This window comes from Brachybacterium sp. SW0106-09, assembly GCF_001293905.1.
In the GTDB taxonomy this organism is placed as follows: Bacteria; Actinomycetota; Actinomycetes; order Actinomycetales; family Dermabacteraceae; genus Brachybacterium; species Brachybacterium conglomeratum.
On the sequence record NZ_BCAK01000023.1, the window covers coordinates 16,249 to 42,857 of the forward strand.

Consider the following 26,609-nt stretch of genomic DNA (forward strand, 5'->3'; position numbering starts at 1 on the left):
ACCCGCGCGGGCGCGCCGGGACCTCCCCTCCCGGCGGCCCGCGACGACCGAGGACGGAGCGGCGATGACCGACGGCACGACCCAGCACCCGCAGCACGGCGGCGAGGACCCGCTGCGCGACGACGCGGACCTCCGCCCCGTCGCCGCGCACCGCACGGTGCACGAGGGGATGGTGTGGGACCTCGTGCGCGACACCATCGACTTCGCGCCGGGCGTGCGCTTCGACCGCGAGTACATCCGCCACACCGGCGCCGTCGCGGTCCTCGCCGTGGACGAGGCCGACCGGGTGCTGCTGATCCGCCAGTACCGCCATCCCGTCGGCCACCGGCTGTGGGAGATCCCCGCCGGGCTGCTCGACCTCGCCGGCGAGCCGCCCCACGTCGCCGCCGCCCGCGAGCTCGCCGAGGAGGCGGGATGCGAGCCGGTGCGGATGTCCACCCTGGTTGACCTCCGCCCGAGCCCGGGCGGCAGCGACGAGGTGATCCGGGTCTACCTCGCCGAGGGCGTGCGCGAGAGCGAGGAGGAGTTCGAGCGCGTCGACGAGGAGGCCGAGCTGATCAGCCGCTGGGTCCCGCTGGGCGAGGCCGTCGCCGCGGTGCTCGAGGGCCGGATCACCAACGGCACCACGGTCGCCGCCCTGCTCGCCCTGAAGTCGCTGCGCGGCGGTGGATCCCCCGCGGTCTCGCTGCGACCCGCCGACGCGCCGTTCATGGAGCGGCCCGGACGGGCCTGAGCGGGCGCTTCCCGGGTTCAGACGGACTCGACGAGCGCCCGGTGGATCACCGGCGCGGACTGCTCCGCCTGCCAGGGACGGGCACCCAGGTCGCGCAGCGCCCGCTCGACCTCCGCCTCGGCCCCGGCCTCCTCGTGCTCCCACACCCACTGGCGCAGCAGCGCGGGCTGGAGGAGGTTCTCCGGCGGCATCTCGAGATCCTCGGCGCGCTCGTTCACCGCGGCGCGCACCACCTGGTAGCGCTCGGCCACCTCGGGATGCTTCTTGGCCCAGAGCTTGTGGGGCGGGGGATAGGACCGCTCGGAGCGCTCCGGCAGATGCGAGGCGGGCAGGTCGATGCCCGAGCGGGCGACCTGCCACCAGCGGTCCTTGTGCCGCATCTTCGACGGCAGCGCCCGGTCGAAGGCCTCCCTCCCGCGCGGCGCCTCCTTCGCGGCGGCGACGAGGTCGCGGTCCTTGATCACCCGGTGCGGGGAGAGGTCCGCCTCGCTCGCGAGCTCGTCGCGGCGGGTCCACATCTCCCGCGCCGCCGCGAGCTGCCGCACGGTGCGCAGGGCGCCCAGGCCGTGCAGCCCCCGCCAGCTCGAGGAGCGGGTGGGACCGTGCTCGCGGGTGCGCTCGTGGGCGAACTCCTGAGCGGCCCAGTCCGCCTTGCCGGCCTCCTCGAGGCGCTGCGCCAGCACGTCCCGCACCTGGACCAGCACCTCGACGTCGAGCGCGGCGTAGACCAGCCAGCTCTCCGGCAGCGGCCGCTTCGACCAGTCCGCGGCGGAGTGCTCCTTGGCCAGGCGCAGGGCGAGGGTGTCCTCGACCACCGCGCCGAGCCCCACCCGCTCCATGCCCAGCAGCCGCGCCGCGAGCTCGGTGTCGAACAGGCCGCCCGGGTGCAGGCCCAGCTCCGCCAGGCTCGGCAGGTCCTGACCGGCCGCATGCAGCACCCACTCGCGCTCGGCCAGCAGGGTGCGCAGCGTGCCCGGCATCGTGAACGCCAGCGGGTCGATCAGTGCGGTGCCGGCCGCCTCGGTGCGCAGCTGCACCAGATAGGCGCGGGAGCTGTAGCGGTAGCTGGAGGCGCGCTCGGCGTCCACCGCGACCGGCTCGGCGGGATCGGAGGCCGCGGCCTCGCACCAGGCCAGCAGCGGCTGGATGCGATCGATCACGGGGACGAGTCCGTCGCGGGGCGCGGTGAGGTCGCGCAGCTCGGGTCCTGCGGCGGGCGTGGTGGCGGTGTCGTGGGGCATCTGGGTGCTGGCTGCGCTGTCCGTGGTCTCGAGGGGGCGGGGGCGGCGAGGGCCGCGCGTGCGGGTGCGGCGGTGGGAGCGGGACGCCGCGGGATCGGCGGCGCTGGCAGGGCCGGCGGGATCGGCGGGGGAGGTGTCGCTCGCGGCGTTCACCGCAGCTCCCCGTCGTCCTCCGCGGTGCGGGGCGCTCGCGCATGGTGGGTGGGGGCGATCGCCGAGATCTGCGGGGGCGCCGGGGGCAGCCCTCCGGCGGCGGCGAGCATCGCGGTCCAGGCCGCGAAGTGCGGGGCGAGGGCGAGGTCGCCGTCCTCGGAGGGCTCCGGCGTCCACGACACCCGCATCTCGACGTCGACCGTGGAGGGCCGCGAGGCGAGCGCGCCGTAGGACTGGGAGACGACGCGGGTCGCCGTGCAGCCGAGCTCCCGGGCGTCTGCGTCGTGCAGCTCGAGGGACTCGGTCACCCAGGACCAGGCGACGTCGCCGAGCATCGACTCGATCGCGAACTCGGGCTCGAGCTGCGCCTGGACCAGCGCGACCATCCTCGAGGTGCCGTCCCAGGACTCCTGGCCGGCCGGGTCGTGCAGGACCACCAGACGACCGGAGGCGAGCTCGTCGTCATGGACCAGGATCTCCCCGGTGCAGGCCCACGTCGAGGGCGCCATCCGGGACGGGGCCGGGATGGTGCGCCATGTGAACTCCGGGCGATGGGGAGCGCTGGTCATGGCGTCGATGGCGGCGCGGAAGGTGTCGTCGCCGGTGCGGATTCGATGGACGGACACGCAGGGAGGCTATCCCCGGCGTGCCCGCCCGCCCGGCAGGCGCGCCGGGGTCAGCCGCGGTCGGCCCCGTCGTCGCTGTGCAGCAGGCTGATCGAGTTGATGCAGTAGCGCTGGTCGGTCGGGGTGGGGAAGCCCTCGCCCTCGAAGACGTGGCCGAGGTGCGAGCCGCAGCTCGCGCAGCGCACCTCGATGCGGCGCATGCCGAGCGAGGTGTCCTCGAGCAGCTCCACCGCGTCGGCGTCGCCCGGGGCGTAGAACGCCGGCCAGCCGCAGTGGGCGTCGAACTGGGTCTCGGCGGTGAACAGCTCGACGCCGCAGGCGCGGCAGGCGTAGGTGCCGGCGGGACGCACCTCCTCGTACTCGCCGCTGCCGGGGCGCTCGGTGCCGCCCTGGCGGAGCACCTGGTACTCGGCGGGGGAGAGACGCTCGCGCCACTCCTCCTCGCTGATCGCGACCGGGTAGGGACGGGTGCCGATGGGCTCGGTGGACATGATGCCTCCGCTCTGCGGCGCCTGGCGCCGCCTGGGGCCGCGGACCGGCGGGGACGGGCTCGTCGCCGCCGGTGCGGACGGGTGTTCTCAGGGTCAATGGTAGTGCGTCGATAGGATGCGCGATATGACGCGCGACCTCTTCCGGAACCGCCCGACCACGGCTGTGCCCCTTCGCGAGCGGCTCCTGGCCGCACGCCCTGACCAGGCGCGATGGTCCCACGTGGCGGGCTACGGGATCACCGGGGCCGCCGGGGCGTTCGCGCTCAGCGCAGGGCTGCTCACCGTCGGCGCCCGGGTCATGGCCCGACTGCCGCTGGTGCCGCGGGAGAGCCTGCGCGGACGGCCCGACGTCACCGTCCGCGCCGTCCACTCCGACCGGGTGCACCTCGACGCCTCCGCGACCACGCGGCGCGACGGGCTGCTGGCGCTGCGCCAGTCCGGCGGGACCGTGCACGTGCGGCTCGGACCGGTCGACGATCACCCCACGCAGACCACCGTCTCCCGGCCGCTGCTCGCCCGCGACACCGACGAGCCGCTCCTCGTGGACCGGGCGAAGTCCAACGGCTTCTTCTGGGCCGGCACGCCGCAGACGGCGCACGGGCTGGAGACGGAGGAGGTGGAGATCAGCTCGCCCGTCGGCCCGATGCCGGCGTGGCTCGTGCGGCCCGACGAGGCCGAGGGGTCCGTGCCGGGGCAGGAGGACACCTGGGCGATCCTGGTGCACGGCCACGGCTCCGCCCGCGGCGAGGCGCTCCGCGTGATCCCGCTCCTGCACCGGCTGGGGCTGACCAGTCTCACCATCACCTACCGCAACGACGTCGGCGCCCCCGCCTCCGCGGACCGGATGCACCACCTGGGCTCGGCCGAGTGGGAGGACACCGAGGCGGCGATCGAGTACGCGGTGGCCCAGGGCGCCCGGCGCCTCGTGCTGGTGGGCTGGTCGATGGGCGGCGGGATCGTGCTGCGCACCTCCGTCCGCTCCGCACACCGCGACCGCATCGCGGCCCTCGTGCTCGACTCCCCGGCCGTGGACTGGCAGGACATCCTCGCCTACCACGCCACCGCGCTGAAGGCCCCCGCCCCGATGCGACGGCTCGCGCTGTGGATGATGACCTCGAGCATCGGGGCGCGGATGGTGCGCCTGCACGAGCCGCTGGCGCTGCACGAGATGACGCCCGCCTACTACGGCCGTCACCTGCGCCACCGCACCCTCCTCTTCCACGCCCTCGACGATGCGACGGTGCCCCCCGCCCCGAGCCGTCATCTCGCCGCGCTCCGGCCGGACCTCATCGAGTTCGAGCCCTTCGAGGGCGCCTCCCACACCCGCGAGTGGAACCGCGATCCCGCCCGGTACGAGCGGCTGCTGGCCGACTTCCTCGGCGATGCGCTCGGTCTCGGGGAGCAGGCCGCCGCGCTCGAGGTGCCGGTGCGCGATCCGGCCGCGCCCGCGCTCGAGGGGTCGATCGGGATGCGTCTCTGAGCGCTCGAGCCCTGCGGGCCCCGGTCGCGCCCCGACCGGGGGTGCTCAGGCCCGCCGATAGCGCGACAGCGTCGCACCCTCGCCCAGCAGCAGCGACTCCAGCGTCCAGCGCGTCTCGTGCGCGGCGCCGTCGAGCACCCGCGGGGAGGGGCCGCCGACGGTGCGGTGCGCGGTGGTGAAGCACAGCTCGTCCAGCAGCTCCGCCTCCGCCAGCCGGGCGAGGGCCGACGGTCCGCCCTCGGCCTGGATCAGCCGCATCCCCCGGGCGGCGAGCGCCTCGACCGCCTCCTGCGGGGAGTCGGCGGCGAGCACCTGCGCGGCGGGCAGGCCCGAGCGGCGCGCGGCGTCCTTCGCCCCGGCCGACGGGGTGAGCAGATACGTCGGCTGATCAGGGTCGAGGTAGTCCGGCAGCTCCCCGCTGCGCGACCAGATCGCGAGCGCAGGTCGCGGGGCGCCGCCGGGCCGGAGGGAGGGCCGCAGCAGGTCCTCGCGGCCGCGCACGCTGCGGTAGTCCTCCGCCCGCACGGTCGAGGCCCCCACCACCACCACGTCGGCGAGCGCCCGCAGCACGGAGAAGAGGAACGAGTCGTCGGGGTCGTGGAGCGAGCCGGAGGTCCTGTCGGCCCCCGCGACCGCGCCGTCGATCGTGGTGGTCATCATCGCGCGCACGTGCACCGCGCCCGGCGGGAGCTGCGGGGCGGCGTACAGCGCGGCGAGCGCGCGGGCGCCCTCGGCGTCGGCCGGTACGGGCACGGGGGAGGGCAGCGGGGCGCCGTCGCGCAGCAGCAGGTGCACGGGGACTCCTTCGCACAGGACGGGCGGGACGGGACATGCCGCTCCGGAGCACGGCCGGAGGGTGTGTCCTCGATCATCGCGCACCGGGGAACCGCCCGGGGCACGGCACGCGGTGCGGGATGCGCCCCTACACTGACCGGCGTGACCGACTCCCTCTGCGACCGTCGCCCCGAACCGACCCTCGAACGACTGCTCGCGGACCTCGTGCCCCCGCCCCGCTTCGCGCAGGCGCGCCTGGAAAACTACGTCCCCGACCCCGCGCACCCATCCCAGCAGGAGGCCAAGGAGCGCGTCTCCGCCTCCGCCGCCGCCCTCGACCGGCCGCGCGGCGGATTCCTCTCCCGGCTGCGCCGACGCAGCGAGGCGGCCCGCGGCATCTACCTCGACGGCGGCTTCGGCGTGGGCAAGACCCACCTGCTCACCTCGCTCTTCCACGCGGTCGAGGGGGAGAAGGTCTACGGCACCTTCGTGGAGTACACCGACCTGGTCGGCGCGCTCGGCTTCCAGAAGGCCGTGGACCTGCTGGGGGCCTCGCGCCTGGTCTGCATCGACGAGTTCGAGCTCGACGACCCCGGCGACACCCTGCTCATGACGCGGCTGATCCGGGAGCTCTCCGACCGGGGCGTCTCCATCGTCGCGACCTCCAACACCCTCCCCGACGCGCTCGGCGAGGGACGCTTCGCCGCCCAGGACTTCCTGCGGGAGATCCAGGCGATGGCCGAGCGCTTCGAGGTGCTGCGGATCGACGGCGAGGACTACCGGCGCCGCGACGGGGTCGCCGAGATCTCCGCCCTGCCCGAGCAGGAGGTGCGCGAGCACGCCGCGGCGCAGGACGGCGCGACCCTCGACGGCTTCGACGAGCTGCTCGCGCATCTCATGCGCGTCCACCCCTCCCGCTACGGCGCCCTGATCGACGAGGTCGCCGCCGCGCATCTCACCGGGGTGCACGGGCTCACGCACCACCACGACGCGCTGCGCTTCGTGGTCCTCGTGGACCGGCTCTACGACCGGGAGGTCCCGGTGCTCCTCTCCCTCTCCCCGGCAGGCGGCGCGGACGCCGACGGCCGGGCCGCGGCGAGCGAGCCCGGGGACGGTGTGCTCGAGGACCTGTTCTCCGCCGAGCTGCTGCGCTCCGGGTATCGCAAGAAGTACCTCCGGGCGCTGTCGCGCCTGGCCTCCCTCGCCCGGGACGGGCTCGTCCTCAGCCGCTGAGGCGCGCCCCGCGCAGCACGGCCGCTCCCGCACCCTCCAGGTGCACGCCCCCGTCCTGTCCGTGACGGAGCGGCCCGAAGGAGCCCAGCACCTCCTCGGCGTGGAGCACCCGCCCGTCGGCCGCGGCGAGCGCGCCCGGGCCGCGGTGGGCGAGCACCGAGAGCTCCCCGCGATGCATCAGCACCGTCTCCTCGGCGAGCACCTCGACGCGGGTCGCGGCCAGATCGCCCGAGCGCAGCGCTTCGTGCGCGCGGCGCAGCGCGATCAGCTCCCGGTACCACTCGAGCATCCGCCCGTGCTCGCCCTCGGTGCGCTCCTCCCAGCGCAGCTGCGAGCCGACGAAGGTCGAGCGCTGCTGCGGGTCGGGCACCTCCGCGGACCATCCCATCGCCGCGAACTCCTCGGCGCGGCCAGCGCTGACCAGGGGGCCGAGCTCGTCGTCGTGGTCGGTGAAGAAGGCGAAAGGGGTCGAGGCCGCCCATTCCTCGCCCTGGAAGAGCATCGGCGTGCCCGAGCCCAGCAGGATCAGCGCGATCGCGGCGGCATGCGCGCCCGGGGAGATGCCGTGGTGGATCCGGTCGCCGGCGGCCCGGTTGCCGACCTGGTCGTGGTCCTGCAGGAAGGTGACGAAGGAGTGGCCGTCGTAGTCGGGGGAGGCGGGGTCCACCGGCGCGCCCCACACCCGGCCGCGGAAGCTCGAGTACGTGCCGGCGTGCAGGAAGATCCCCGGCAGCACGGCGGCGAGCACGTCGGCGTCGCCGAAGTCGGCGTAGTAGCCGGCGCGCTCGCCGGTGGCCCAGGCGTGCACGGCGTGGTGCACGTCGTCGGCCCACTGCATGTCCATCCCCAGGCCGCCCGCGCCCGTCGGTGTGACGGTCGCGGGCTGGTTGCGATCCGATTCGGCGATCAGGGCGAGGGGGCGCCCGGTCTCCTCCTGCCAGGCGGCGACGGCGCCAGCGAGCTCGGCGAGGAAGTGCGGGGAGGAGTCGTCCTTCAGCTCGTGCACCGCATCCAGCCGCAGCCCGTCCAGCCCCAGCTCCACCAGCCACTGCCGGGCGCTGCCCAGCAGGAAGTCGCGCACCTGGCGGGAGCCGGGCTGGTCGAGGTTCACCGCCTCGCCCCAGGGCGTCTCGTGGCGGTCCGTGAAGTACGGGCCGAACATGCCCAGGTAGTTCCCCGAGGGGCCCAGGTGGTTGTGGACCACGTCGAGCACGACGGCGAGGCCGCGGTCATGGGCGGCGCGCACGAAGCGGGCCAGCGCCTCCGGCCCGCCGTAGGCGGAGTGCACGGCGTACAGCCCCACCCCGTCGTAGCCCCAGCCGCGCTCGCCGGGGAAGGTCGCCAGCGGCATCAGCTCGACTGCGTCCACGCCGAGCTCGACCAGCGCGTCGAGCCGCTCGATCGCGGTGTCGAGGGTGCCGCCGGCGCCGTCCGGCCCCGGGGCGAAGGTGCCCACGTGCAGCTCGTAGAGCACGGCCCCGCGCAGGTCCCTGCCCTCCCATCCCGGTGACGGCGCGAGCGCCTGCGCGTCGACGACCTCGCTCGCGGCGTGGACGCCGTCCGGCTGGGACAGCGACCGGGGATCCGGCAGCCACAGCTCCCCGTCGTCGAGGCGGAAGGCATAGCGCGCCCCCGCCACGGGCGCCGGGTCCGACAGCTCGAACCATCCCTCCTCGGCCGGGGCCATGGTGTGCACGGTCCCGTCCACGCGGATCGCCACGGCGTCGGCCGACGGGGCCCACACGCGATAGCGGTCCATCGCGCCGAGCGGGGTCGGGGGGTGCGGTGCGGCAGTCATCGCGTCTCCTTCAGGGGGTGGGGGACCGGCAGGGCGCCGGTCGGGGTGGCGCCGACGCGCACCAGCAGCGCGACGGGGCTGTCGTCCAGCAGCTCGACCAGCGGGACCATCCCGCCCTCGTGCTCCGCGCCGCCGAGCACGTCGCGCCAGCGGCCCTCGGGCAGGCCGATCCGGCTCTCGCCCCAGCCGCCGCGCTGGGCGAGTCCGTGCGCGAGCCGGGTGACGACGGTGACCACCTCGACCGGTCCCTCACCGCACGCGCGGCCGAAGGCGACGGCATGGCCGGTCGTGGTGGGCAGCGGGTGGTAGGCGGCGTCCCGGCCCTGGAACAGGTCCGGCCGCTCCCGGCGCAGCACCAGCGCACGGTGGGTCAGCCACAGCTTCTCGTCGCCGATCCCCTCGGGACGGGCGCCCTCGATCATCCGTCCGAGGCGGGCGGCGTGCGCGGCGTGGTCGACCTCGCGGCGGTTGTCGGGGTCCACCAGGGAGAGGTCCACGCTCTCGTTGCCCTGGTAGACGTCGGGCACGCCGGGCATCGTGAGCTGCACGAGCTTCTGGCCGAGGATCGCGGCGCGCTGCACGGCGGCCGTGCGCCGGGTCCAGTCGGCGAGGATCGCGGCGACCTCCTCGGACTCCAGCGCCGCTCGCCCCAGGGCCTGCACCTCGCGCTCGTACTCGGCGTCCTGCTCGGTCCAGGTGGTGTGGGTCTTCGCCTCGCGCATCGCCTTGGCGAGGTAGCCCTCGAGCCGGTCCGCGTCCAGCGGCGCGGCCCCGGAGCCGGGCAGCTCCCAGCAGGCGGCCAGGGTCTGCCACAGCAGCAGCTCGATCGCCCCGTCGACCCGGTCGCCGCGATGCGCGGAGGTCGCCCGATCCAGGTCCTGCACCACCAGCGCCCACTCGAGCGGCTGCTCGGTGAGGACGGCCAGGCGCGCCCGCACGTCCTCGCTGCGCTTGGTGTCGTGGGTGGACAGGGTGGTCATCGCATCGGGCCGGGTGCGCACCATGTGCAGGGCGTGGTCGTGCAGCACATCCGACTCGACCCCGATCCGCTCCGGGTCCGAGCCCACCTCGTTCACGGCCAGGAAGCGGGTGTAGCGGTAGAACGCGGTGTCCTCGAGCCCCTTGGCGTGGACGGGGCCGCAGGTCTGCGCGAAGCGGACCACGACCTCGTCGCGCTCGGCGCTGCGGCTGCGCCCCGCGCTGCCCGCCTCGTCCCCGCACACCAGGGCGACGACCAGCTCGAGGGTCGCGGCGAGGTCCTCGTCGTCCCCGAGCCGGGCCTGTGCCCGCGCCGCGGCCTGCTCGATCACGGCCCGCTCGGCGCCGGGGGCGGGCTCGCCCGGGACGATGTAGGCGCGGTAGCGGTCCATCGAGGTCAGCAGCGCGACGACGACCTTCTGGATGTTGCGCCGCGTGGTGTCGCGCAGGCGGATGTCGTCCTGGCAGATCCCGTGGATCAGCGCGGTCAGCCGTTCGATCTCGGCCCACAGGCTGGTGGTGACCACGAGGTCCGTGGACTCGGCGGCGACCTCCTCGAAGGGTCGCAGGTCACCGGTGCGCCGCTGCCACAGATGGGTCAGGCCCAGCGCGCCGTGCGGGTCGTGGAACAGGCCCGTCACCCGCCACAGCGCGTCGTAGCCGGTCGTGCCCGCGCAGGGGAAGTCGCCGGGCAGGTGCTCCTCGCCCTCGAGGATCTTCTCGATCACGGTCCAGGCCCCGTCGGTCGCGCGCTCGAGATCGCGCAGGTAGCCGCGAGGATCGGAGAGGCCGTCGGGATGGTCGATCCGGTAGCCGTCGATCACGCCCTCGCCCTGCAGCTGCAGCAGCGTGCGATGGGTCGCCTCGAACACGGCAGGGTCCTCGACCCGCACCGCGGCGAGGGTGTCCACGTCGAAGAAGCGCCGGTAGTTCAGCTCCTCGTCGGAGACCTTCCAGTACGCGAGCCGGTACCACTGGCGGTCCAGCAGATCGGCGAGCCCGAGGTGCTCGGTGCCGGTGGCGACGGGCAGCACGTGGTCGTAGTAGCGCACCACGGTCTCCTCGGCGACCGACCCGTCGGCCTGCGGGACCTCCTCGACGCCCATCGTGATCTCCCCGTCGGCGAGGACCGCCCCGATGGGCCGTCCCAGCACAGGCACGAGCACCGAGCGCTCGCCGGAGAGCTCGAGGTCGAACCACTCGGCGAAGGGGGAGGCGGGGCCGTCGCGCAGCACCGACCACAGTGCCCGGTTGTGCCAGATCGGGGTCGGGATCGACATGTGGTTGGGGACGACGTCCACGACGATCCCCATCCCGTGGGAGTGGGCGGCCTCGGCGAGGCGGTGCAGCGCCTCCTCCCCGCCGATCTCCTCGCTGATGCGGGTGTGGTCCACGACGTCGTAGCCGTGGGTCGAGCCGGGCGCGGCCTGCAGCACGGGGGAGCAGAACAGGTGCCCCACGCCGAGCCGGGCGAGATAGGGCACGATCTCCGCCGCGTCGTCGGCGGTGAAGCCGGCGTGCAGCTGCAGGCGGTAGGTCGAGGTCGGGACCCGGCGCACCGCGGGCTGGGCCCCGGTGACGGCGGGTCGGGAGCGCCGGGACGGCGTCTCCCGGGTCGTGGGACGGGGACCGGTCTCGAGGCTCACTGCAGGGCTCTCCTTCTTGTGGGTCAGGCGCGGACCGTGCGCTCGAGGTCGTCGGCGGCGCGCTCCTCGTCCTCGCCCGTCTCCGGGGGCCGCATGAGGATCAGCATCGAATGGCCGGGGCGGACGACCTGCTGGCCGGCGTCGAAGACGGAGCCGACGTCGATGGTGTCGCCCGTGCCGAGCACGACCTCCCACTCGGCGCCGTACTCCTCGCCGGGCAGCACGACATCGACGTCGTTGCCGGAGGCGTTGAACACCACCAGCGCCGAGTCGCCCTCGATCCGTTCGCCGCGGGAGTTGGGCTCGGGGATCGCGGAGCCGTTGAGGAACATGGTCAGGCACTTGTTCTGAGGATCGTTCCACTCCTCCTCGGTCATCGGCTCCCCGTCGGTGCCCAGCCACTCCACGTCCTTGAGCACGGAGCCGGCGTCCTCGCGCACCACGCCCTGCAGGAAGCGGCGCCGGCGGAAGATCGGGTGCTCGCGGCGCAGCGCGATCATGCGCTGGGTGAACCAGAGCATCTCCTCCTGGTGCTCGTCGAGCTCCCAGTCCACCCACGACAGCTCGTTGTCCTGGCAGTAGGTGTTGTTGTTGCCCTGCTGGGTGCGTCCCATCTCGTCGCCGTGCAGGATCATCGGCACGCCCTGGCTGACCAGCAGCGTGGCCATGAGGTTCTTGGCCCGGCGCTTGCGCAGGGCGAGCACGGCCTCGTCGTCGGTGTCGCCCTCGACTCCCGAGTTCCAGGAGCGGTTGTGGCTCTCCCCGTCGCCGCCGCCCTCCTGATTGGCCTCGTTGTGCCGCTCGTTGTAGGAGACGAGGTCCCGCATCGTGAACCCGTCGTGGGCGGTGACGAAGTTGATCGACGCGATCGGAGTGCGGCCGGTGTGCTGGTAGAGGTCCGAGCTGCCGGCCAGGCGCGAGGTGAAGTCGCCGACGGTGCCCGGCTCCGAGCGGTGGAAGTCCCGCACCGAGTCGCGATAGCGGCCGTTCCACTCCGACCACAGCGGCGGGAAGCCTCCCACCTGGTAGCCGCCCTCGCCCAGGTCCCACGGCTCGGCGATGAGCTTGACCTGGGAGATGATCGGGTCCTGCTGGATGATGTCGAAGAAGGCGGAGAGCCGGTCCACCTCGTGCAGCTCGCGCGCGAGGGTCGAGGCGAGGTCGAAGCGGAAGCCGTCCACGTGCATCTCGGTGACCCAGTAGCGCAGCGAGTCCATGATCAGCTGCAGCACGTGCGGGGTGCGCATCAGCAGCGAGTTCCCGGTGCCGGTGGTGTCGTAGTAGTGCGCCTCGTCGCCCTCGACCAGGCGGTAGTAGGCGCTGTTGTCGATGCCGCGGAAGCACAGGGTGGGGCCCAGGTGGTTCCCCTCGGCCGTGTGGTTGTAGACCACGTCGAGGATGACCTCGATGTCCGCCTCGTGGAGGTTCTTGACCATCTGCTTGAACTCCTGGACCTGCTGGCCCAGGTCGCCCGCATAGGCGTACTCGTTGTGCGGTGCGAAGAACCCGATCGTGTTGTATCCCCAGTAGTTGCGCAGCCCCTTCTCGACGAGATGGCCGTCCTGCACGAACTGGTGGACCGGCATCAGCTCGACCGCGGTGACGCCCAGCTCCCTGAGGTGCTCGATCACGGCGGGATGGCCCATCGCGACGTAGGTGCCGCGGATGTTGTCGTCGATCTCCGGGTGCAGCATCGTCAGGCCCTTGACGTGCGCTTCGTAGATCACGGTGTCGTGGTACTCGTGCGCCGGCGGATGGTCGTTGCCCCAGTCGAAGAAGGGGGAGACCACGACCGAGTGCATGGTGTGGGCGGCGGAGTCCTCGGTGTTGCGCTTCTCGGGATCCTCGAAGTCGTAGCTGTACAGCGAGGGATGGTTGCTGGCCATGCCGGCGATCGCCTTCGCGTACGGGTCCAGCAGCAGCTTCGAGGGGTCGCAGCGCAGTCCTGCGCTGGGGTCGAAGGGGCCGTGCACGCGGTAGCCGTAGCGCTGGCCGGGCTGGACCGCGGGGAGGTAGACGTGCCACACGTAGGCGTCGACCTCGGTGACGTCGATGCGCCGCTCGGCGCCGTCCTCGTCGAACAGGCACAGCTCCACCCGCTCGGCCGCCTCGGAGAAGAGTGCGAAGTTGGTGCCCGAGCCGTCGAACGTGGCGCCGAGGGGATACGACTTACCTGTCCAGATCTGCATGGCCCCACAGTAGTGCGCGCGGGCGGGCTGGGATCGGTGCGCGGCGAGGCGGGCCCGATCGTGATACTCCCGCGGGGCCGGACACGGCACAGGAGGGGACGGGGTCGCCGCCGGGGCAGGGGACGAGAAAGGCCCCGGCCGGAGCCGGGGCCTTGCATGGTGGGCGATACTGGGATCGAACCAGTGACCTCTTCCGTGTCAGGGAAGCGCGCTACCGCTGCGCCAATCGCCCGTCGCGCCGGAGGCGCCGGGGAGGGATGGAGCGGACGACCGGATTCGAACCGGCGACCCTCACCTTGGCAAGGTGATGCTCTACCAACTGAGCTACGTCCGCACATCGACTGGGCCGACGAGGAGTTACCTTAGGCGCGTCCCGGCCCCGGCGCAAACCCGGACGGCGTTCAGTGTTCGAGGTCACGGGCGGCAGGGTCGGGGTGTGCGGAGTGCTCGTGTCGGCCGGTCGGCCGGGGCTTCGGGGCGCGAGGGGCGCGGACCGCGCTCGCGCTCCGCCCTCGCGCCTCACGGGCGCGGCGCGCCCGTGCAGTCGGATCGGCGGCGCGTCCGTGCGATCGGATCGGGGGGGCGATGGGGCCCGGATGCGGCGGGGCCGGAGGGTCGGCTCGTCGGGTCCGACGCCGCTCCGACCGACCGGGACGCAGGTCACATCCAGAAGTGGCGCGAGCACCCGTCGGGAGCATGTAAGCTTCTTCAAGTCCGATCGAGAGAGCGGGCATCACCTCAGGGCGATTGGCGCAGCGGTAGCGCGCTTCCTTCACACGGAAGAGGTCACTGGTTCGATCCCAGTATCGCCCACGGCAGGATCCTCGGATCGCTGTCCTGCGGACGTAGCTCAGTTGGTAGAGCATCACCTTGCCAAGGTGAGGGTCGCCGGTTCGAATCCGGTCGTCCGCTCCGGGGGAACGGCGCTCCCGACCTCGCGTCGGGAGCGCTGTTCCGTATGATGCGTGAGCATCACCCGGTGGGTTGGCCGAGAGGCGAGGCAACGGCCTGCAAAGCCGTGTACACGGGTTCGAATCCCGTACCCACCTCGAACGGCACCCGTCGGTGCCGTCCCGGGCGATTGGCGCAGCGGTAGCGCGCTTCCCTGACACGGAAGAGGTCACTGGTTCGATCCCAGTATCGCCCACCCCCAGCAGAAGAGCCTCGGCCCCCCGGCCGGGGCTCTTCTGCGTCCGCGGAGAGGCGCCCCGCGCCGGGTCCCGCAGCCGGGGCCCACCGGGCCCTCGGTCCCGGTGCGCGGCCTCCGAGGTCTCTAGGCTCGACGGTGACGAGACCGCCGTCACGTCACCCGCCGCGCCGACCCGGAGGAGACCTCAGCATGCGTGCCCTCATCGTCCGTGCCCATCCGCTGGACCCCAGCTAGTCCCGTTCCATGACGATGGCCGACGCCTTCGTCGAGGAGCTCACAGCGCATCGCCCCGACACGGTGGTCGACGACGTGCGGCTGTACGAGACCGCCGTGCCCGAGATCGACCTGGACATGATGACCGGCTGGGAGCGGCTGCGAGCGGGCGAGCACTTCTCCCACCTCACTGGTGCCCAGCAGAACAAGCTGGCGCTGATCGACCAGTACACCAAGCAGTTCCAGAGCGCGGACCTGGTGGTGATCGCGAACCCGCTGTGGAACCTCTCGGTGCCCACGCGTCTGAAGGCATGGATCGACACCGTCTGCCGCGCCGGCGTGACCTTCCGGTACACGGCCGAGGGCGAGGCGGAGGGCCTCGTCACGGACAAGACCGTGGTGCACCTGCAGGCCAGCGGCGGCCACTTCGGCCAGCAGGATCCCGCGAGTCTGTACATCGCCGGGATGTTCCAGTTCCTGGGGTGCACTACCCACACCCTCGCCGCCGAGGGCATGGACCACGAGCCCGATCGTGCCGAGGAGATCATGGAGGCGGCGCTCCTCCGGGTGAGGGAGCTCGCGCGCTCCCTCTGAGCCGCCGGCGTCGAGGGGCCGGTCCGGCGCGGGCGTGCCGGCCGGTACCATCGACGACGGATCCGGCATCGTCGGCCGGCTCACCCCGACACGCAAGGAGCAGCACGTGGCCCAGATCGCCATCACCCTCGACGGTTCCCCCCAGCAGATCGAGGAGGGGACCACGGGCACCGCGCTCTTCGAGGGCACCGCCGCGATCGTCGCCCTGCGCATCGACGGGGAGCTGCGCGACCTCGACACCGTGCTCGAGGACGGGCAGGACGTCGAGGGCGTAGACATCTCCAGCCCTGACGGGCTCTCGATCCTCCGCCACTCGACCGCGCACGTGCTCGCGCAGGCCGTGCAGAAGACGAACCCCGATGCGAAGCTCGGCATCGGCCCGCCCATCACCGACGGCTTCTACTACGACTTCGACGTCGCCGAGCCCTTCACCCCCGAGACCCTCAAGGTGCTCGAGAAGGAGATGAACCGGATCGTCAAGTCCGGCCAGCGCTTCGTGCGCCGCGAGATCACCGACGACGCGGCCCGCGCCGAGGAGGCCGCAGAGCCCTACAAGCTCGAGCTCATCGGCCTGAAGTCCACCGCCGACGGCGCCGCCGAAGGGGCGAGCGTCGAGGTCGGCGAGGGCGGCCTGACCATGTACGACAACGTCGACCGGCGCGGCGAGGTGGTCTGGACCGACCTCTGCCGCGGCCCGCACCTGCCCTCCACCAAGCTCATCGGCAACGGCTTCGCCCTGACCCGCTCCGCCGCCGCCTACTGGCGTGGCAGCGAGAAGAACCCGATGCTGCAGCGCGTCTACGGCACCGCCTGGCCCACCAAGGAGGAGCTGCGCGCCCACCAGGAGCGGATCGCCGAGGCCGAGCGCCGCGACCACCGGCGCCTGGGCAGCGAGCTGGACCTGTTCTCCTTCCCCGACGAGATCGGCTCCGGCCTGCCGGTGTTCCATCCCAAGGGCGCCATGATCAGGATGGAGATGGAGGACTACTCGCGTCGCCGCCACGTCGAGGCCGGCTACTCCTTCGTCTCCACCCCCCACATCACGAAGAAGAACCTCTTCGAGACCTCCCGCCACCTCGAGTGGTACGCCGACGGCATGTACCCGCCCATGCACATGGACGAGGAGGTCGACGCCGACGGCAACGTCACCAAGCAGGGCCAGGACTACTACCTCAAGCCCATGAACTGCCCGATGCACAACCTCGTCTACCGCTCCCGCGGCCGCTCCTACCGCGAGCTGCCGCTGCGGCTGTTCGAGTTCGGCAGCGTCTACCGCTACGAGAAGTCCGGCGTGGTCCACGGCCTGACCCGCGCCCGCGGCTTCACCCAGGACGACGCCCACATCTACACCACCCGCGAGCAGATGAAGGAGGAGCTCTCCAGCCTGCTCGGCTTCGTCCTGGACCTGCTGCGCGACTACGGCCTGGACGACTTCTACCTCGAGCTGTCCACCCGCGACCCCGAGAAGTCCGTCGGCGACGAGGCGACCTGGGAGGAGGCGACCCGCACCCTCGAGGAGGTCGCCACCGCCTCCGGCCTCGACCTCGTCCCGGATCCGGGCGGCGCCGCCTTCTACGGCCCGAAGATCTCCGTCCAGGCGAAGGACGCGATCGGCCGCACCTGGCAGCTCTCCACCATCCAGCTGGACTTCTTCGAGCCGGAGCTGTTCGAGCTCGAGTACACCGCCCCCGACGGCTCCCGCCGGCGCCCGGTGATGATCCACCGCGCCCTGTTCGGCTCGATCGAGCGCTTCTTCGGCGTGCTCCTCGAGCACTACGCGGGCGCCTTCCCGGTCTGGCTCGCGCCGGTTCAGGTGGTCGGGGTGCCGGTCGCCGCCGAGTACGTGCCCTACCTCGAGGAGGTCGCCGCCAAGCTGCGCGCCCGCGGCGTGCGCGTCGAGGTCGACTCCTCCGACGACCGGATGCAGAAGAAGATCCGCACCCACACCAAGGAGAAGGTGCCCTACCTCCTCATCGCCGGCGGCGAGGACCAGGAGAAGGGCGCGGTCTCCTTCCGCATGCGCGACGGCAGCCAGGACAACGGCATCGACGTCGACGAGGCCGTGGAGCGGATCGTCACCGCGATCGCCGACAAGGTGCAGGTGTGAGCCCGGCCGACCAGCCCGGCGGGGAGCCCGCGCTCGAGGACGCCCGCGACTTCGCGGGCGTCCCCGACGACACCCAGCGGCTGTGGACCCCGCACCGGATGGCGTATATCGGCGGCGAGAACAAGCCCGAGGACCCGCACGACGACGAGCAGTGCCCCTTCTGCGCGGGGCCGCGCCGCAGCGACGAGGACTCGCTCATCGTCCACCGCGGCCGCGTCGCCTACGCGATCCTGAACCTCTACCCCTACAACTCCGGCCATCTGCTGGTGTGCCCGGACCGGCACGTCTCGGACTACACGGAGCTGACCGAGGAGGAGGTGGCGGAGGTCGCCGAGATCACCCGCACCGCGATGACCGTGATCCGCGAGGTCTCCGGCCCCGCGGGCTTCAACCTGGGCATGAACCAGGGCGAGGTCGCGGGCGCCGGGATCGCCGCCCACCTGCACCAGCACGTGGTGCCGCGCTGGGCGGGGGACGCGAACTTCCTGCCCATCGTCGGCCGCACCAAGGCCCTCCCGATCCTGCTCGCGGACACCCGTCGGCTCTACGCCGAGGCGTGGCCCGGCGGCGGCGGGGCCTGAGCTAGCATGGCCGAGCGCATCCGGGGGGAGCGCCGTGCGGACGGCGGGAGCCGACCGACCGCGACCGAGCACCGGGGGAGAGGCAGGGCCACGCTGTGACCAGCTCTACCGGCGCGCCCGCGCGCCAGCCCGGCCCACCGCAGGCCGTCGGCCCCGGCGCCGCCGCCCCGGCCGGTCCCGACCCCGGGTACGGCTACGACATCGCCCGCACCGATCCCCGCGCCCCCGGCCGGCTCGGCCCGGGCACGCCCGCCGCCGCCCGGCCCCGCCGACGCTGGCTGCGCTGGGTGCTGCTGATCGGCTCGCTGCTGGGCATCCTCGCCTCCCTGGTCGTGCTGTACCTGGTGGTGATCAGGCCGCTCGGCATCGGCACCGCGCTGGTCGCCCTCACCGCGGCGCTCGTGCCGGTCGCGCTCGTGCTCGGCGCGGTGTGGTGGCTGGACCGGTACACGCCGCAGCCCCGGCTCTCGCTCGTCTCCGCCTTCGCCTGGGGCGCGATCGGCTCCGTGCTGCTGTCGCTGTTCTTCGGGACCTTCTTCGACGCCTGGATCTCCCCGCAGGAGGAGACCGAGCTGATCGACTCCTTCCTCGGCGCGACCGTGCAGGCACCGGTGATCGAGGAGACGATGAAGTCCGCGGGCCTGTTCGCCCTGCTCGTCTGGGGGCGCCGGTACATCTCCGGTCCGCTCGACGGCGTCGTCTACGCCGCCCTCATCGCGGGCGGCTTCGCCTTCACCGAGAACATCCTCTACTTCGGCAACTCGTTCCATCAGGCGCAGGCCGCCGGGACGGTCGACGTCTTCTGGCAGACCTTCTTCCTGCGCGGCATCCTCTCGCCCTTCGCCCACGTGTCCTTCACCGCCCTGTGCGGCCTCGGCCTCGGCATCGCGGCCGAGCGCCGCTCGCTGATGCTCTACTTCGGCCTGGGCCTCGGCGGGCTGTCGCTCGGGATGGCGCTGCACGCGCTGTGGAACGGCTCGAGCTTCTTCCTCCCGGTGGACCCGGAGGCGCCGCTGTCCGGGTTCCTGCGCTACTACGTCACCGTGCAGGTGCCGATCTTCCTGCTGCTGGTGGGCATCGTGCTGTTCCTGCGCCTGCGGGAGAAGCGGATCCTGCGCCGCCAGCTGTCCGAGTACGGCAGGGCGGGATGGTTCTCGCCCGACGAGGTCGAGATGCTGGTCTCGATGCGTCGACGCCGTCGTGCCGAGACCTGGGCGGGCCGCCACGGCGCCGTCGCCCGGATGGGCATGCACGATTTGATCCGCGCCGCGATCTCGCTGGGCATGGAGCGGCACAGCGTCCTGTTCGGCCGGCCGACGGCGAGGACCCGCGCCCGCGAGCGCGAGCTGCTCGAGCAGATCACCGCCGATCGTCGCCTGATCGGTGCGCTGACCGCCCCCGTCGTCCGCGGCTGACCGTCCGGCGGGGCGCGGCCGGGCGACACGGCGGGATGCGGCGGAGCCGCATCGGCGGGGACGCGACGGCGCGGTCGGCGGAGAGGCCCGGCGGTGCGCGGCGTGGAGCGCCTTCGCCGTACCACTAGGATGGTGCGGCGATCCGCCACCCCATGGCGGACCATCGGAAGGAGCGAGATGTCCGGGCATTCCAAGTGGGCGACGACCAAGCACAAGAAGGCCGTCATCGATGCCAAGCGCGGCAAGCTGTTCGCCAAGCTGGTGAAGAACATCGAGGTGGCTGCACGCATGGGCGGCCCCGACCCATCGGGCAACCCGACGCTCTACGACGCCATCCAGAAGGCCAAGAAGACCTCCGTCCCCAATGACAACATCGACCGCGCCGTCAAGCGCGGCGGCGGGCTCGACGGCGGCGGCGTCGACTACGAGACCCTGATGTACGAAGGCTACGCCCCGGGCGGCGTCGCCGTGCTGGTCGAGTGCCTCACCGACAACAAGAACCGCGCTGTCTCCGAGGTGCGCCTGGCCTTCAACCGCAACGGCGGCAACATGGCGGACTCCGGCTCGGTCTCCTATCTCTTCGAGCGCCGGGGCGTGGTCACCGTCGCCAAGGGCGAGAACACCGAGGACGACCTGCTCGAGGTCGTGCTGGACGCCGGCGCCGAGGAGATCAACGACGAGGGCGAGACCTTCGAGATCCTCTCCGAGGCCACCGACGTGGTCGCCGTGCGCACCGCGCTGCAGGAGGCGGGGATCGACTACGAGAGCGCCGAGGTGCAGTTCGTGCCCACCATGCGCACCCCCGTCGACCTCGAGGGCGCGCAGAAGGCGCTTCGCCTGATCGACGCGCTCGAGGACAGCGACGACGTGCAGGCCGTCTACTCCAACCTCGACATCCCCGACGACGTCGCGGCCCAGCTGGACGAGCAGGAGTGAGCGAGCGGGACGACGCGGTCGCGGCCTGGGCCGCGTCGTCCCCTCGGCGGCACCGCCGACGCGGGCCGCACCACCCGGACCGGGGAGAGGGCCGTTGACACCGCCGACGGCCATGCCGGGAGGGGAGGAGTGCAGATGACGACCCTGCGTGTGCTGGGGGTCGACCCCGGGCTGACCCGTTGCGGGATCGGCATCGTCGACGCGATCGGCGGGCGACGCGCTCGTCTCGTCCACGCGGGCGTGATCCGCTCGGACTCCGGGGAGCCGCTCGAGCGGCGCCTGCTCGGCATCGCCCTCGGGCTGCGCGCCGTGCTCGAGGAGTTCGCCCCCGACGCCGTCGGCGTGGAGCGGGTGTTCAGCCAGTCCAACATCTCCACCGTGATGGGCACCGCGCAGGTCTCCGGCATCGCGCTGCTCGAGGCGGCGGAGCGCGGCATCCCCGTCGCGCTGCACACCCCCTCGGAGGTCAAGGCCGCCGTGACCGGCAGCGGGCGGGCGGACAAGAAGCAGATCCAATCGGTGCTGGTGAAGGTGCTGGGCCTGGACGCGGCACCCCAGCCCGCGGACGCCTCCGATGCCGTCGCGATCGCGCTGACCCAGCTGTGGCGGGGCGGCGGCCCCGTGGCGCTGGACCGCACCGGCGGCGCCCGCACGAGCGCGCAGGCCGTGTGGGCCGAGGCGGAGCGACGGGCCCGACGCGCCCGGGAACGCTCGACCTCCCGCCAGTGATCGAACAGGTGTTCTAGGGTGGTGGCGTGATCGCATCCCTGACCGGGCGGGTCGTCCGCCTCGACCTCGACGCCCTCGTGCTCGAGGTGGCCGGTATCGGCTACCTCGTGCGCACCACGCCGCAGGCCCTCGCCGCGACCCGTCACGGGGCCGAGGTCACCCTGCACACCGAGCTCGTCGTCCGCGAGGACTCCCTGACCCTCTACGGCTTCCCCCAGGCGGAGGAGGCCGAGACCTTCCGCATCGTGCAGTCCGTCACCGGGATCGGCCCGCGCACGGCGCTGGCCGTGCTCGCGGTGCTCGACCCGGAGGAGCTGCGCCGCGCCGTCGCCGAGCAGGACGTGAAGACCATCACCCGCACCCCGGGCATCGGCCCGAAGGTCGCCGGCCGGATGCTCCTCGAGCTCGGCGGGAAGCTGCCCGCGCCGAGCGAGGCCTCGCGGGAGGCGGCGTCGGCCCCGGGTGCTGCCCTCGGCGGCCCCGACGCCGACGTGGTCGAGGCGCTCGTCGGCCTCGGCTGGGCGGAGAAGGCGGCGCGCAGCGCCGTCGAGGCCGCGCGCGAGGAGGGCGGGGAGCAGATCGATGCCGCCGCGCTCCTGCGCACGGCGCTGCGCGGTCTCGGAGGACATCGGTGAGCGCGCAGGCGGCGGGCCGCGAGGAGGAGCCGGTCGGCGGGTCCTTCGCCGACGGCTCCTGGGAGGCGACCGAGGACGCGCCGCGCACCGTGACGAGCCCCGAGTCGATGCCGCCCGAGCGCACCGCGGAGGCGGCGCTGCGCCCGCGTCGGCTGGAGGAGTTCGTGGGACAGCAGGTGGTGCGCGACCAGCTCTCGCTCGTGCTCGACGCCGCCGCGGCGCGCGGCCGCGCCCCCGAGCACATGCTGCTCTCGGGACCGCCGGGCCTGGGGAAGACGACCCTCGCCATGATCATCGCCGCCGAGCTCTCCGCCCCGCTGCGCATCACCTCGGGACCTGCGATCCAGCACGCCGGCGATCTCGCCGCGATCCTCTCCTCCCTCGACGAGGGGGAGGTGCTGTTCATCGACGAGATCCACCGCCTCGCACGGCCCGCCGAGGAGATGCTGTACATCGCCATGGAGGACTTCCGCGTCGACGTGGTGGTCGGCAAGGGCGTCGGCGCGACGTCGATCCCGCTGGACCTGCCGCCCTTCACCGTCGTCGGCGCCACCACCCGCGCCGGTCTCCTCCCGGCGCCGCTGCGCGACCGCTTCGGGTTCATCGGCCACCTCGACTTCTACGGCGCCGAGGAGCTGCGCGAGGTGGTGCGCCGCTCTGCCGTGCGGCTCGAGGTCGAGCTCGAGGACCGCGCCGCGATCGAGATCGCCTCCCGCTCCCGCGGCACGCCCCGCATCGCCAACCGTCTCCTGCGCCGCGTGCGCGACTGGGCCCAGGTGCGCGGCAGCGGCGACCTCGACCTCGGCGCCGCGGAGGAGGCGCTGCGGGTCTACGAGGTCGACGACCGGGGCCTGGACCGTCTGGACCGCGCGGTGCTCAGTGCCCTGTGCGGCCGCTTCGCCGGCGGGCCGGTGGGCCTGTCGACCCTCGCCGTCGCGGTGGGGGAGGAGACCGAGACGGTCGAGACGATGATCGAGCCGTATCTCGTGCGCGAGGGATTCCTGCTGCGGACCCCGCGCGGCCGGGCGGCCGCCCCGGCCGCCTGGGAGCACCTCGGCCTCGAGCCGCCCGCAGGGGCGGAGGGCGCCTCGCCCATGCTCGGCCGCTTCTGAGCCCGGGCACCGGCTGGGAGGACCGCGGCGGACCGACGGGTACAGTGGGGCGGTCAGTCGCCCGCGGCAGGCCCTCCCCCGTGCAGCAGCACGATCCCGAGGGGCTGTCCGTCGAGAGGAAAACCGTGGACCTCCTTCCCATCCTGCTGATCATCCTCGTGATGATGCTGCCCCTGTTCCTGCTCTCCCGCAGCCAGCGCAAGGCGCAGGCCAAGCAGCAGGAGCTCGTCAAGAAGCTCGGCGTGGGCGACGAGGTGCGCACGCACTCGGGCTTCTACGGTCTGATCGTCGAGGAGTACGACGACGTGGTGGTGCTCGAGTCGGAGGACGGCACGCAGACCAAGTGGGCACGCATGGCGATCGCGATGGCCGTGGACCCGGTCGAGGACGAGCAGGGCGAGACCCTCGAGGGCGAGGCCGTCGAGGGCGAGGCCGTCGAGGGCGTCGCCCCTGAGGGCACCGGCTCCCGCGAGGCGCAGGACGCCTCTGCCACCGGCCAGGTCCCCGGCGTCACCGTCGCGGACGAGGACCCCCGCGAGGACGGCTCCGCGCGCGGTCGCTGACCCGACCCGCGGGGCCTCCTCGCCCCGCCCATCGCTCCCTGGCCCGTCGTCCTGAGGAATCCCCACCATGCCTGCACGCCGCATCGCCCTGGCGACCCTCGCGGTGCTGATCCTGCTGCTCGGCGGCGGGATCGGTGCCGGGGTCTGGAAGGGTGGCTGGCAGCCCGCCCCCAAGCTCGCCCTCGACCTCGAGGGAGGCACCCAGGTCATCCTCCAGGCGCAGTCGCGCGACGGCTCCGCGATCGACGAGACCGCCATGGAGCAGGCGCGGCAGATCATGAGCCAGCGCATCAACGCGATGGGCGTGGCGGAGACCGAGATCACCGTCCAGGGCGGCACGAACATCGTGATCGACGTGCCCGGGCAGATGGACCAGCAGACCTCCGCCGCGATCCGTCAGACCGCCGCGATGTCCTTCCGCCCCGTGCTCGGCGTCGTCGCGCCCGAGGGCAGCGGCGAGGCGCTCCCCTCCGACGGCGGCGGCGCCTCCGACGCCGGGGGCGAGGAGTCCGCCGGGGAGACCTCCGAGGCCCCCGCCGATCCCTCCCAGCAGCTCTTCTCCGGCCTGCTCAGCGACGACTCCTCGATGGCTCCCGCGACCGGGACCGGCGAGGGCGACCTGCCCTACCCGGCCTGGAGCATGGACTGGATGACCCCCGAGGTCCAGACCGAGCTGATGAGCGCGGACTGCGTCGACCCCGCCGCGCAGCAGGAGCGCGCCACGGAGACCGCCCCCGACGAGCCGATGGTCGCCTGCGCCCCGGACGGGAGCGCGAAGTACCTGCTGGGCCCCGAGGTCATCGCGGGCTCCTCGATCGAGGACTCCTCCGTCGCCTCGGACGTCACCCCGACCGGCCAGCCGACCGGCTACTACGTCGTGAACATGTCGTTCGACGAGACCGCCGCGGAGTCCTTCTCGACCATGACCGGCGCCCTGTACAACGGCGAGGGCGCCACCGCCGCCTTCGGCATCGTGCTGGACGGGGTGGTCGTCTCCGCTCCCGAGGTGCAGGAGCCCTCCCCGGGCGGCGAGGCGTCGATCTCCGGCAACTTCTCCCAGGAGCAGGCGACCCAGCTCTCGGACCAGCTGCGTTTCGGCGCGCTGCCGCTCGAGTTCGAGGTCGCCTCCGAGCAGCAGATCTCCGCCACCCTCGGGGCGGACCAGCTGCAGATGGGCCTGATCGCGGGCCTGATCGGGCTCGCGCTCGTGGTCGCCTACGCCTTCGCGCAGTACCGCCTGCTCGCGATCGTGACGACCTCGAGCCTGCTCATCATGGGCGTGCTCACCTACGCCACCCTCACGGTGCTCTCGAACATCCCCGAGATCGGCTACCGACTCTCTCTCGCGGGCGTGGTCGGTCTGATCGTCGCGGTCGCCTTCACGGCGGACTCGTTCATCGTCTACTTCGAGCGCGTGCGCGACGAGATCCGCGATGGCCGCGGCATCGCCGCGGCCGTGGACCACGGCTGGGACCGCGCCAAGCGCACCATCCTCGCCTCCGACACGGTCAACATCATCGCGGCTGTGGTGCTCTACCTGCTCTCCACCGGCGGCGTGCGCGGCTTCGCCTTCGTGCTGGGGCTGACCACTCTGCTGGACCTCCTGGTCGTCTTCCTGTTCACGCATCCGGTGCTGCAGGCGCTCGTGCGCACGCGCTTCTTCGGGAAGGGCCATCCGTGGAGCGGCCTGGACCCGGCGAGCCTGGACCGCGACGTGCCCGCCTACGCCGGGCGCGGACGGGTCCGCCTCGGCGAGGAGCGCGGCCGCGGCGGTCGCCGCAGCGCCCGCGCGGAGGAGGAGGCGGCCGAGCGCGAGCCGATCGCGGTGCGCCGCGCCCGTGAGGCCCGGGAGGCGCGTGAGGCGCAGGAGGCCCGTGACGGGGTCCCCGCGGACGGCACCGCCGACGACGACAGCTCCGGCGACGGTGCGGCCGACGTCGGCGCCCCTGCCGACGAGGACACCGACGAGACCGAGGAGCAGGGCCGATGAGCACCACCTTCGCCACCTTCGGCAACGACCTCCACGCCGGCAGGCGGATCCTGCCGATCGTCTCCCGCCGACGCACCTGGTACCTGATCAGCGTCGTCGTCGTGGTGCTGCTGGGTGCCCTCGCGGTCGTGCGCGGGCCCAACCTCGGCATCGAGTTCACCGGCGGCTCCGAGTTCCAGATCGCCGGGGTCGCCGACACCGAGCAGTCCTCCGCCCGTGAGGTCGTGCGCGAGCACGTGCCGGACAACGAGCCGAAGGTCACCCAGCTCGGCGGCGACACCCTGCGCGTGCAGACCGAGCAGCTCGACTCGGCCCAGACGGCCGAGCTCGCCGGAGAGCTCGCCACGGCCTACGAGGTGCCCGCCGACGCGGTCTCGACCTCCTACATCGGCCCGGTGTGGAGCGGCGACGTCACCCAGAAGATGGCCCGCGGCGTCGTGGTCTTCCTGGTCCTGGTCGCCGCGATGATGGCGCTCTACTTCCGCGACCTCAAGGCGTCCCTCGCCGCGATGATCGCGCTGGGCCACGACATGCTGCTCACCGCTGCGGTGTACGGCGTGGTCGGGTTCGAGATCACCCCCGGCACGGTCATCGGATTCCTCACCGTCATGGGCTACTCGCTCTACGACACCATCGTCGTGTTCGACAAGGTGCGGGAGAACACCGCGGACCTCACGGGCCAGCGCCGACGCACCTTCGCCGAGCTCGTCGAGCTCGCCGCGAACCAGACCCTGGTGCGGTCGATCAACACCTCCGTCGTCGCGCTGCTGCCGATCGGCTCGATCCTCGCCATCGGCGCGTTCCTGCTCGGCGCCGGCACCCTCAAGGACATCTCCCTCGCCCTGTTCATCGGGATCCTTGCCGGCACCTACTCCTCGATCTTCCTCGCCCCGGGGCTGCTCGTGGACCTCCGCCGGCGCGAGGACACGATCGCTCGCCACACCCTCGCCCTCGAGCTGGCGCGCCGCGGGGAGACCGGCTCGACGTCCGAGGACTCTCCCGGGAGCCCCCGCGGAGAGGACGCCGCGACCCGCGCCGACGGCGCCGACCTCGACGCCGTCGACCCCGATGCCGCCGACCCTGCCGACGCCGACGCGGCGGACGAGGGTGAGGGGCGCACCCCGGAGGCCGACCCCGCCGATGAGGACGACGGCACCGTCGGCCGCGCCGCCGCACCCCGCTCCGCCCGGCAGCAGCCGCGCAGGACCACCCGACGCCGACGCTCCGGCAGGTGAGGACCCG

General features: G+C 72.9%; 21 protein-coding genes and 6 tRNA genes. 18 read left to right on the forward strand and 9 right to left on the reverse strand.

The features are described from left to right. The first annotated feature begins 64 nt into the window (after positions 1-64). Positions 65-733, forward strand: coding sequence for an NUDIX domain-containing protein (locus tag Y09_RS10975; RefSeq protein ID WP_053917751.1), 669 nt, complete (start codon positions 65-67; stop codon positions 731-733). A 17-nt stretch (positions 734-750) separates the two neighbouring features. On the opposite strand, the gene Y09_RS10980 is transcribed toward Y09_RS10975, so the two are convergent. Genes Y09_RS10980 through msrB form a run of 3 tightly spaced genes read right to left on the reverse strand, consistent with a single transcriptional unit; the run spans position 751 to position 3,244 of the window. Continuing rightward, a complete protein-coding gene (locus Y09_RS10980; RefSeq protein ID WP_082358780.1) occupies positions 751-2,127 on the reverse strand; it encodes an HRDC domain-containing protein in 1,377 nt (458 codons plus the stop codon). Further along, positions 2,124-2,753: a DUF3000 domain-containing protein gene (locus Y09_RS10985; protein ID WP_010552383.1), complete on the reverse strand. Its 630-nt coding sequence runs from the start codon at positions 2,751-2,753 to the stop codon at positions 2,124-2,126. The genes Y09_RS10980 and Y09_RS10985 overlap by 4 nt, the downstream gene beginning before the upstream one ends. A gap of 50 nt (positions 2,754-2,803) precedes the next feature. Next, positions 2,804-3,244: a peptide-methionine (R)-S-oxide reductase MsrB gene (gene msrB / locus Y09_RS10990; protein ID WP_053917752.1), complete on the reverse strand. Its 441-nt coding sequence runs from the start codon at positions 3,242-3,244 to the stop codon at positions 2,804-2,806. Between the two features lie 124 nt (positions 3,245-3,368). On the opposite strand from msrB, the gene Y09_RS10995 reads away from it, so the two are divergent. Beyond that, positions 3,369-4,724, forward strand: a complete 1,356-nt coding sequence (locus tag Y09_RS10995) for a S9 family peptidase (RefSeq protein WP_053917753.1) — start codon at positions 3,369-3,371, stop codon at positions 4,722-4,724. Positions 4,725-4,769: 45 nt separating this feature from the next. Here the strand turns inward: Y09_RS10995 and Y09_RS11000 are convergent, their stop codons facing one another. Beyond that, positions 4,770-5,519 carry a dihydrofolate reductase family protein gene (locus tag Y09_RS11000; RefSeq protein ID WP_053917754.1) on the reverse strand — a complete coding sequence of 250 codons (750 nt, stop codon included), beginning with the start codon at positions 5,517-5,519 and terminating at the stop codon, positions 4,770-4,772. Between the two features lie 141 nt (positions 5,520-5,660). Here Y09_RS11000 and zapE point away from each other — a divergent pair, with 141 nt between their 5' ends. Beyond that, positions 5,661-6,731 carry a cell division protein ZapE gene (zapE, locus tag Y09_RS11005; RefSeq protein ID WP_053917755.1) on the forward strand — a complete coding sequence of 357 codons (1,071 nt, stop codon included), beginning with the start codon at positions 5,661-5,663 and terminating at the stop codon, positions 6,729-6,731. Here zapE and treZ read toward each other — a convergent pair. The 5 genes from treZ to Y09_RS11030 form a co-directional block, all read right to left on the reverse strand. Next, positions 6,721-8,529, reverse strand: a complete 1,809-nt coding sequence (gene treZ, locus Y09_RS11010) for a malto-oligosyltrehalose trehalohydrolase (RefSeq protein ID WP_053917756.1) — start codon at positions 8,527-8,529, stop codon at positions 6,721-6,723. The two genes, zapE and treZ, sit on opposite strands and share 11 nt — an antisense overlap. Next, entirely contained in the window at positions 8,526-11,153 is a 2,628-nt protein-coding gene (gene treY / locus Y09_RS11015; protein ID WP_082358782.1) for a malto-oligosyltrehalose synthase, read from the reverse strand. Before treY ends, treZ begins: the two co-directional genes overlap by 4 nt. A 23-nt stretch (positions 11,154-11,176) precedes the next feature. After that, the gene (glgX, locus tag Y09_RS11020; protein WP_053917757.1) at positions 11,177-13,342 is read right to left on the reverse strand and encodes a glycogen debranching protein GlgX; all 2,166 of its coding nucleotides are present in this window, start codon (positions 13,340-13,342) and stop codon (positions 11,177-11,179) included. Positions 13,343-13,499: 157 nt separating this feature from the next. Next, positions 13,500-13,574, reverse strand: a tRNA-Val gene (locus Y09_RS11025). A 26-nt stretch (positions 13,575-13,600) separates the two neighbouring features. Continuing rightward, positions 13,601-13,676 (reverse strand) — tRNA-Gly (locus Y09_RS11030). A gap of 407 nt (positions 13,677-14,083) precedes the next feature. Here Y09_RS11030 and Y09_RS11035 point away from each other — a divergent pair. The 15 genes from Y09_RS11035 to secF all read left to right on the forward strand — a co-directional run bounded on the left by Y09_RS11035 (position 14,084) and on the right by secF (position 26,602). Further along, positions 14,084-14,155, forward strand: a tRNA-Val gene (locus Y09_RS11035). Between the two features lie 26 nt (positions 14,156-14,181). Continuing rightward, positions 14,182-14,254: transfer RNA gene (locus Y09_RS11040), tRNA-Gly, on the forward strand. A 66-nt stretch (positions 14,255-14,320) separates the two neighbouring features. Continuing rightward, a tRNA-Cys gene (locus Y09_RS11045) sits at positions 14,321-14,391 on the forward strand. A gap of 26 nt (positions 14,392-14,417) precedes the next feature. Then, a tRNA-Val gene (locus Y09_RS11050) sits at positions 14,418-14,489 on the forward strand. A gap of 246 nt (positions 14,490-14,735) precedes the next feature. Next, complete coding sequence (locus Y09_RS11055; protein WP_234695705.1) at positions 14,736-15,299, forward strand: FMN-dependent NADH-azoreductase; 564 nt, start codon at positions 14,736-14,738, stop codon at positions 15,297-15,299. Positions 15,300-15,405: 106 nt separating this feature from the next. Next, positions 15,406-17,406 (forward strand): threonine--tRNA ligase, encoded by a 2,001-nt coding sequence (gene thrS, locus Y09_RS11060; RefSeq protein WP_053917779.1) that lies wholly within the window; start codon positions 15,406-15,408, stop codon positions 17,404-17,406. After that, complete coding sequence (locus Y09_RS11065) at positions 17,403-17,987, forward strand: HIT domain-containing protein (protein ID WP_053917758.1); 585 nt, start codon at positions 17,403-17,405, stop codon at positions 17,985-17,987. Before thrS ends, Y09_RS11065 begins: the two co-directional genes overlap by 4 nt. A gap of 95 nt (positions 17,988-18,082) precedes the next feature. Then, the gene (locus tag Y09_RS11070; protein ID WP_053917759.1) at positions 18,083-19,402 is read left to right on the forward strand and encodes a PrsW family intramembrane metalloprotease; all 1,320 of its coding nucleotides are present in this window, start codon (positions 18,083-18,085) and stop codon (positions 19,400-19,402) included. Positions 19,403-19,579: 177 nt separating this feature from the next. Further along, positions 19,580-20,338 carry a YebC/PmpR family DNA-binding transcriptional regulator gene (locus tag Y09_RS11075; RefSeq protein WP_053917760.1) on the forward strand — a complete coding sequence of 253 codons (759 nt, stop codon included), beginning with the start codon at positions 19,580-19,582 and terminating at the stop codon, positions 20,336-20,338. Between the two features lie 135 nt (positions 20,339-20,473). Further along, on the forward strand, positions 20,474-21,067 hold the full coding sequence (gene ruvC / locus Y09_RS11080) for a crossover junction endodeoxyribonuclease RuvC (RefSeq protein ID WP_053917761.1): 594 nt from the start codon (positions 20,474-20,476) through the stop codon (positions 21,065-21,067). A 26-nt stretch (positions 21,068-21,093) separates the two neighbouring features. Then, the gene (ruvA, locus tag Y09_RS11085; RefSeq protein WP_053917762.1) at positions 21,094-21,702 is read left to right on the forward strand and encodes a Holliday junction branch migration protein RuvA; all 609 of its coding nucleotides are present in this window, start codon (positions 21,094-21,096) and stop codon (positions 21,700-21,702) included. 107 nt (positions 21,703-21,809) lie between these two features. Then, a complete protein-coding gene (gene ruvB, locus Y09_RS11090; protein ID WP_148639627.1) occupies positions 21,810-22,814 on the forward strand; it encodes a Holliday junction branch migration DNA helicase RuvB in 1,005 nt (334 codons plus the stop codon). A 125-nt stretch (positions 22,815-22,939) separates the two neighbouring features. After that, positions 22,940-23,377: a preprotein translocase subunit YajC gene (yajC, locus tag Y09_RS11095; protein ID WP_053917763.1), complete on the forward strand. Its 438-nt coding sequence runs from the start codon at positions 22,940-22,942 to the stop codon at positions 23,375-23,377. A gap of 67 nt (positions 23,378-23,444) precedes the next feature. Continuing rightward, positions 23,445-25,367 (forward strand): protein translocase subunit SecD, encoded by a 1,923-nt coding sequence (secD, locus tag Y09_RS11100; protein WP_053917764.1) that lies wholly within the window; start codon positions 23,445-23,447, stop codon positions 25,365-25,367. Then, entirely contained in the window at positions 25,364-26,602 is a 1,239-nt protein-coding gene (secF, locus tag Y09_RS11105) for a protein translocase subunit SecF (protein ID WP_053917765.1), read from the forward strand. The genes secD and secF overlap by 4 nt, the downstream gene beginning before the upstream one ends. Positions 26,603-26,609: the final 7 nt, after the last annotated feature.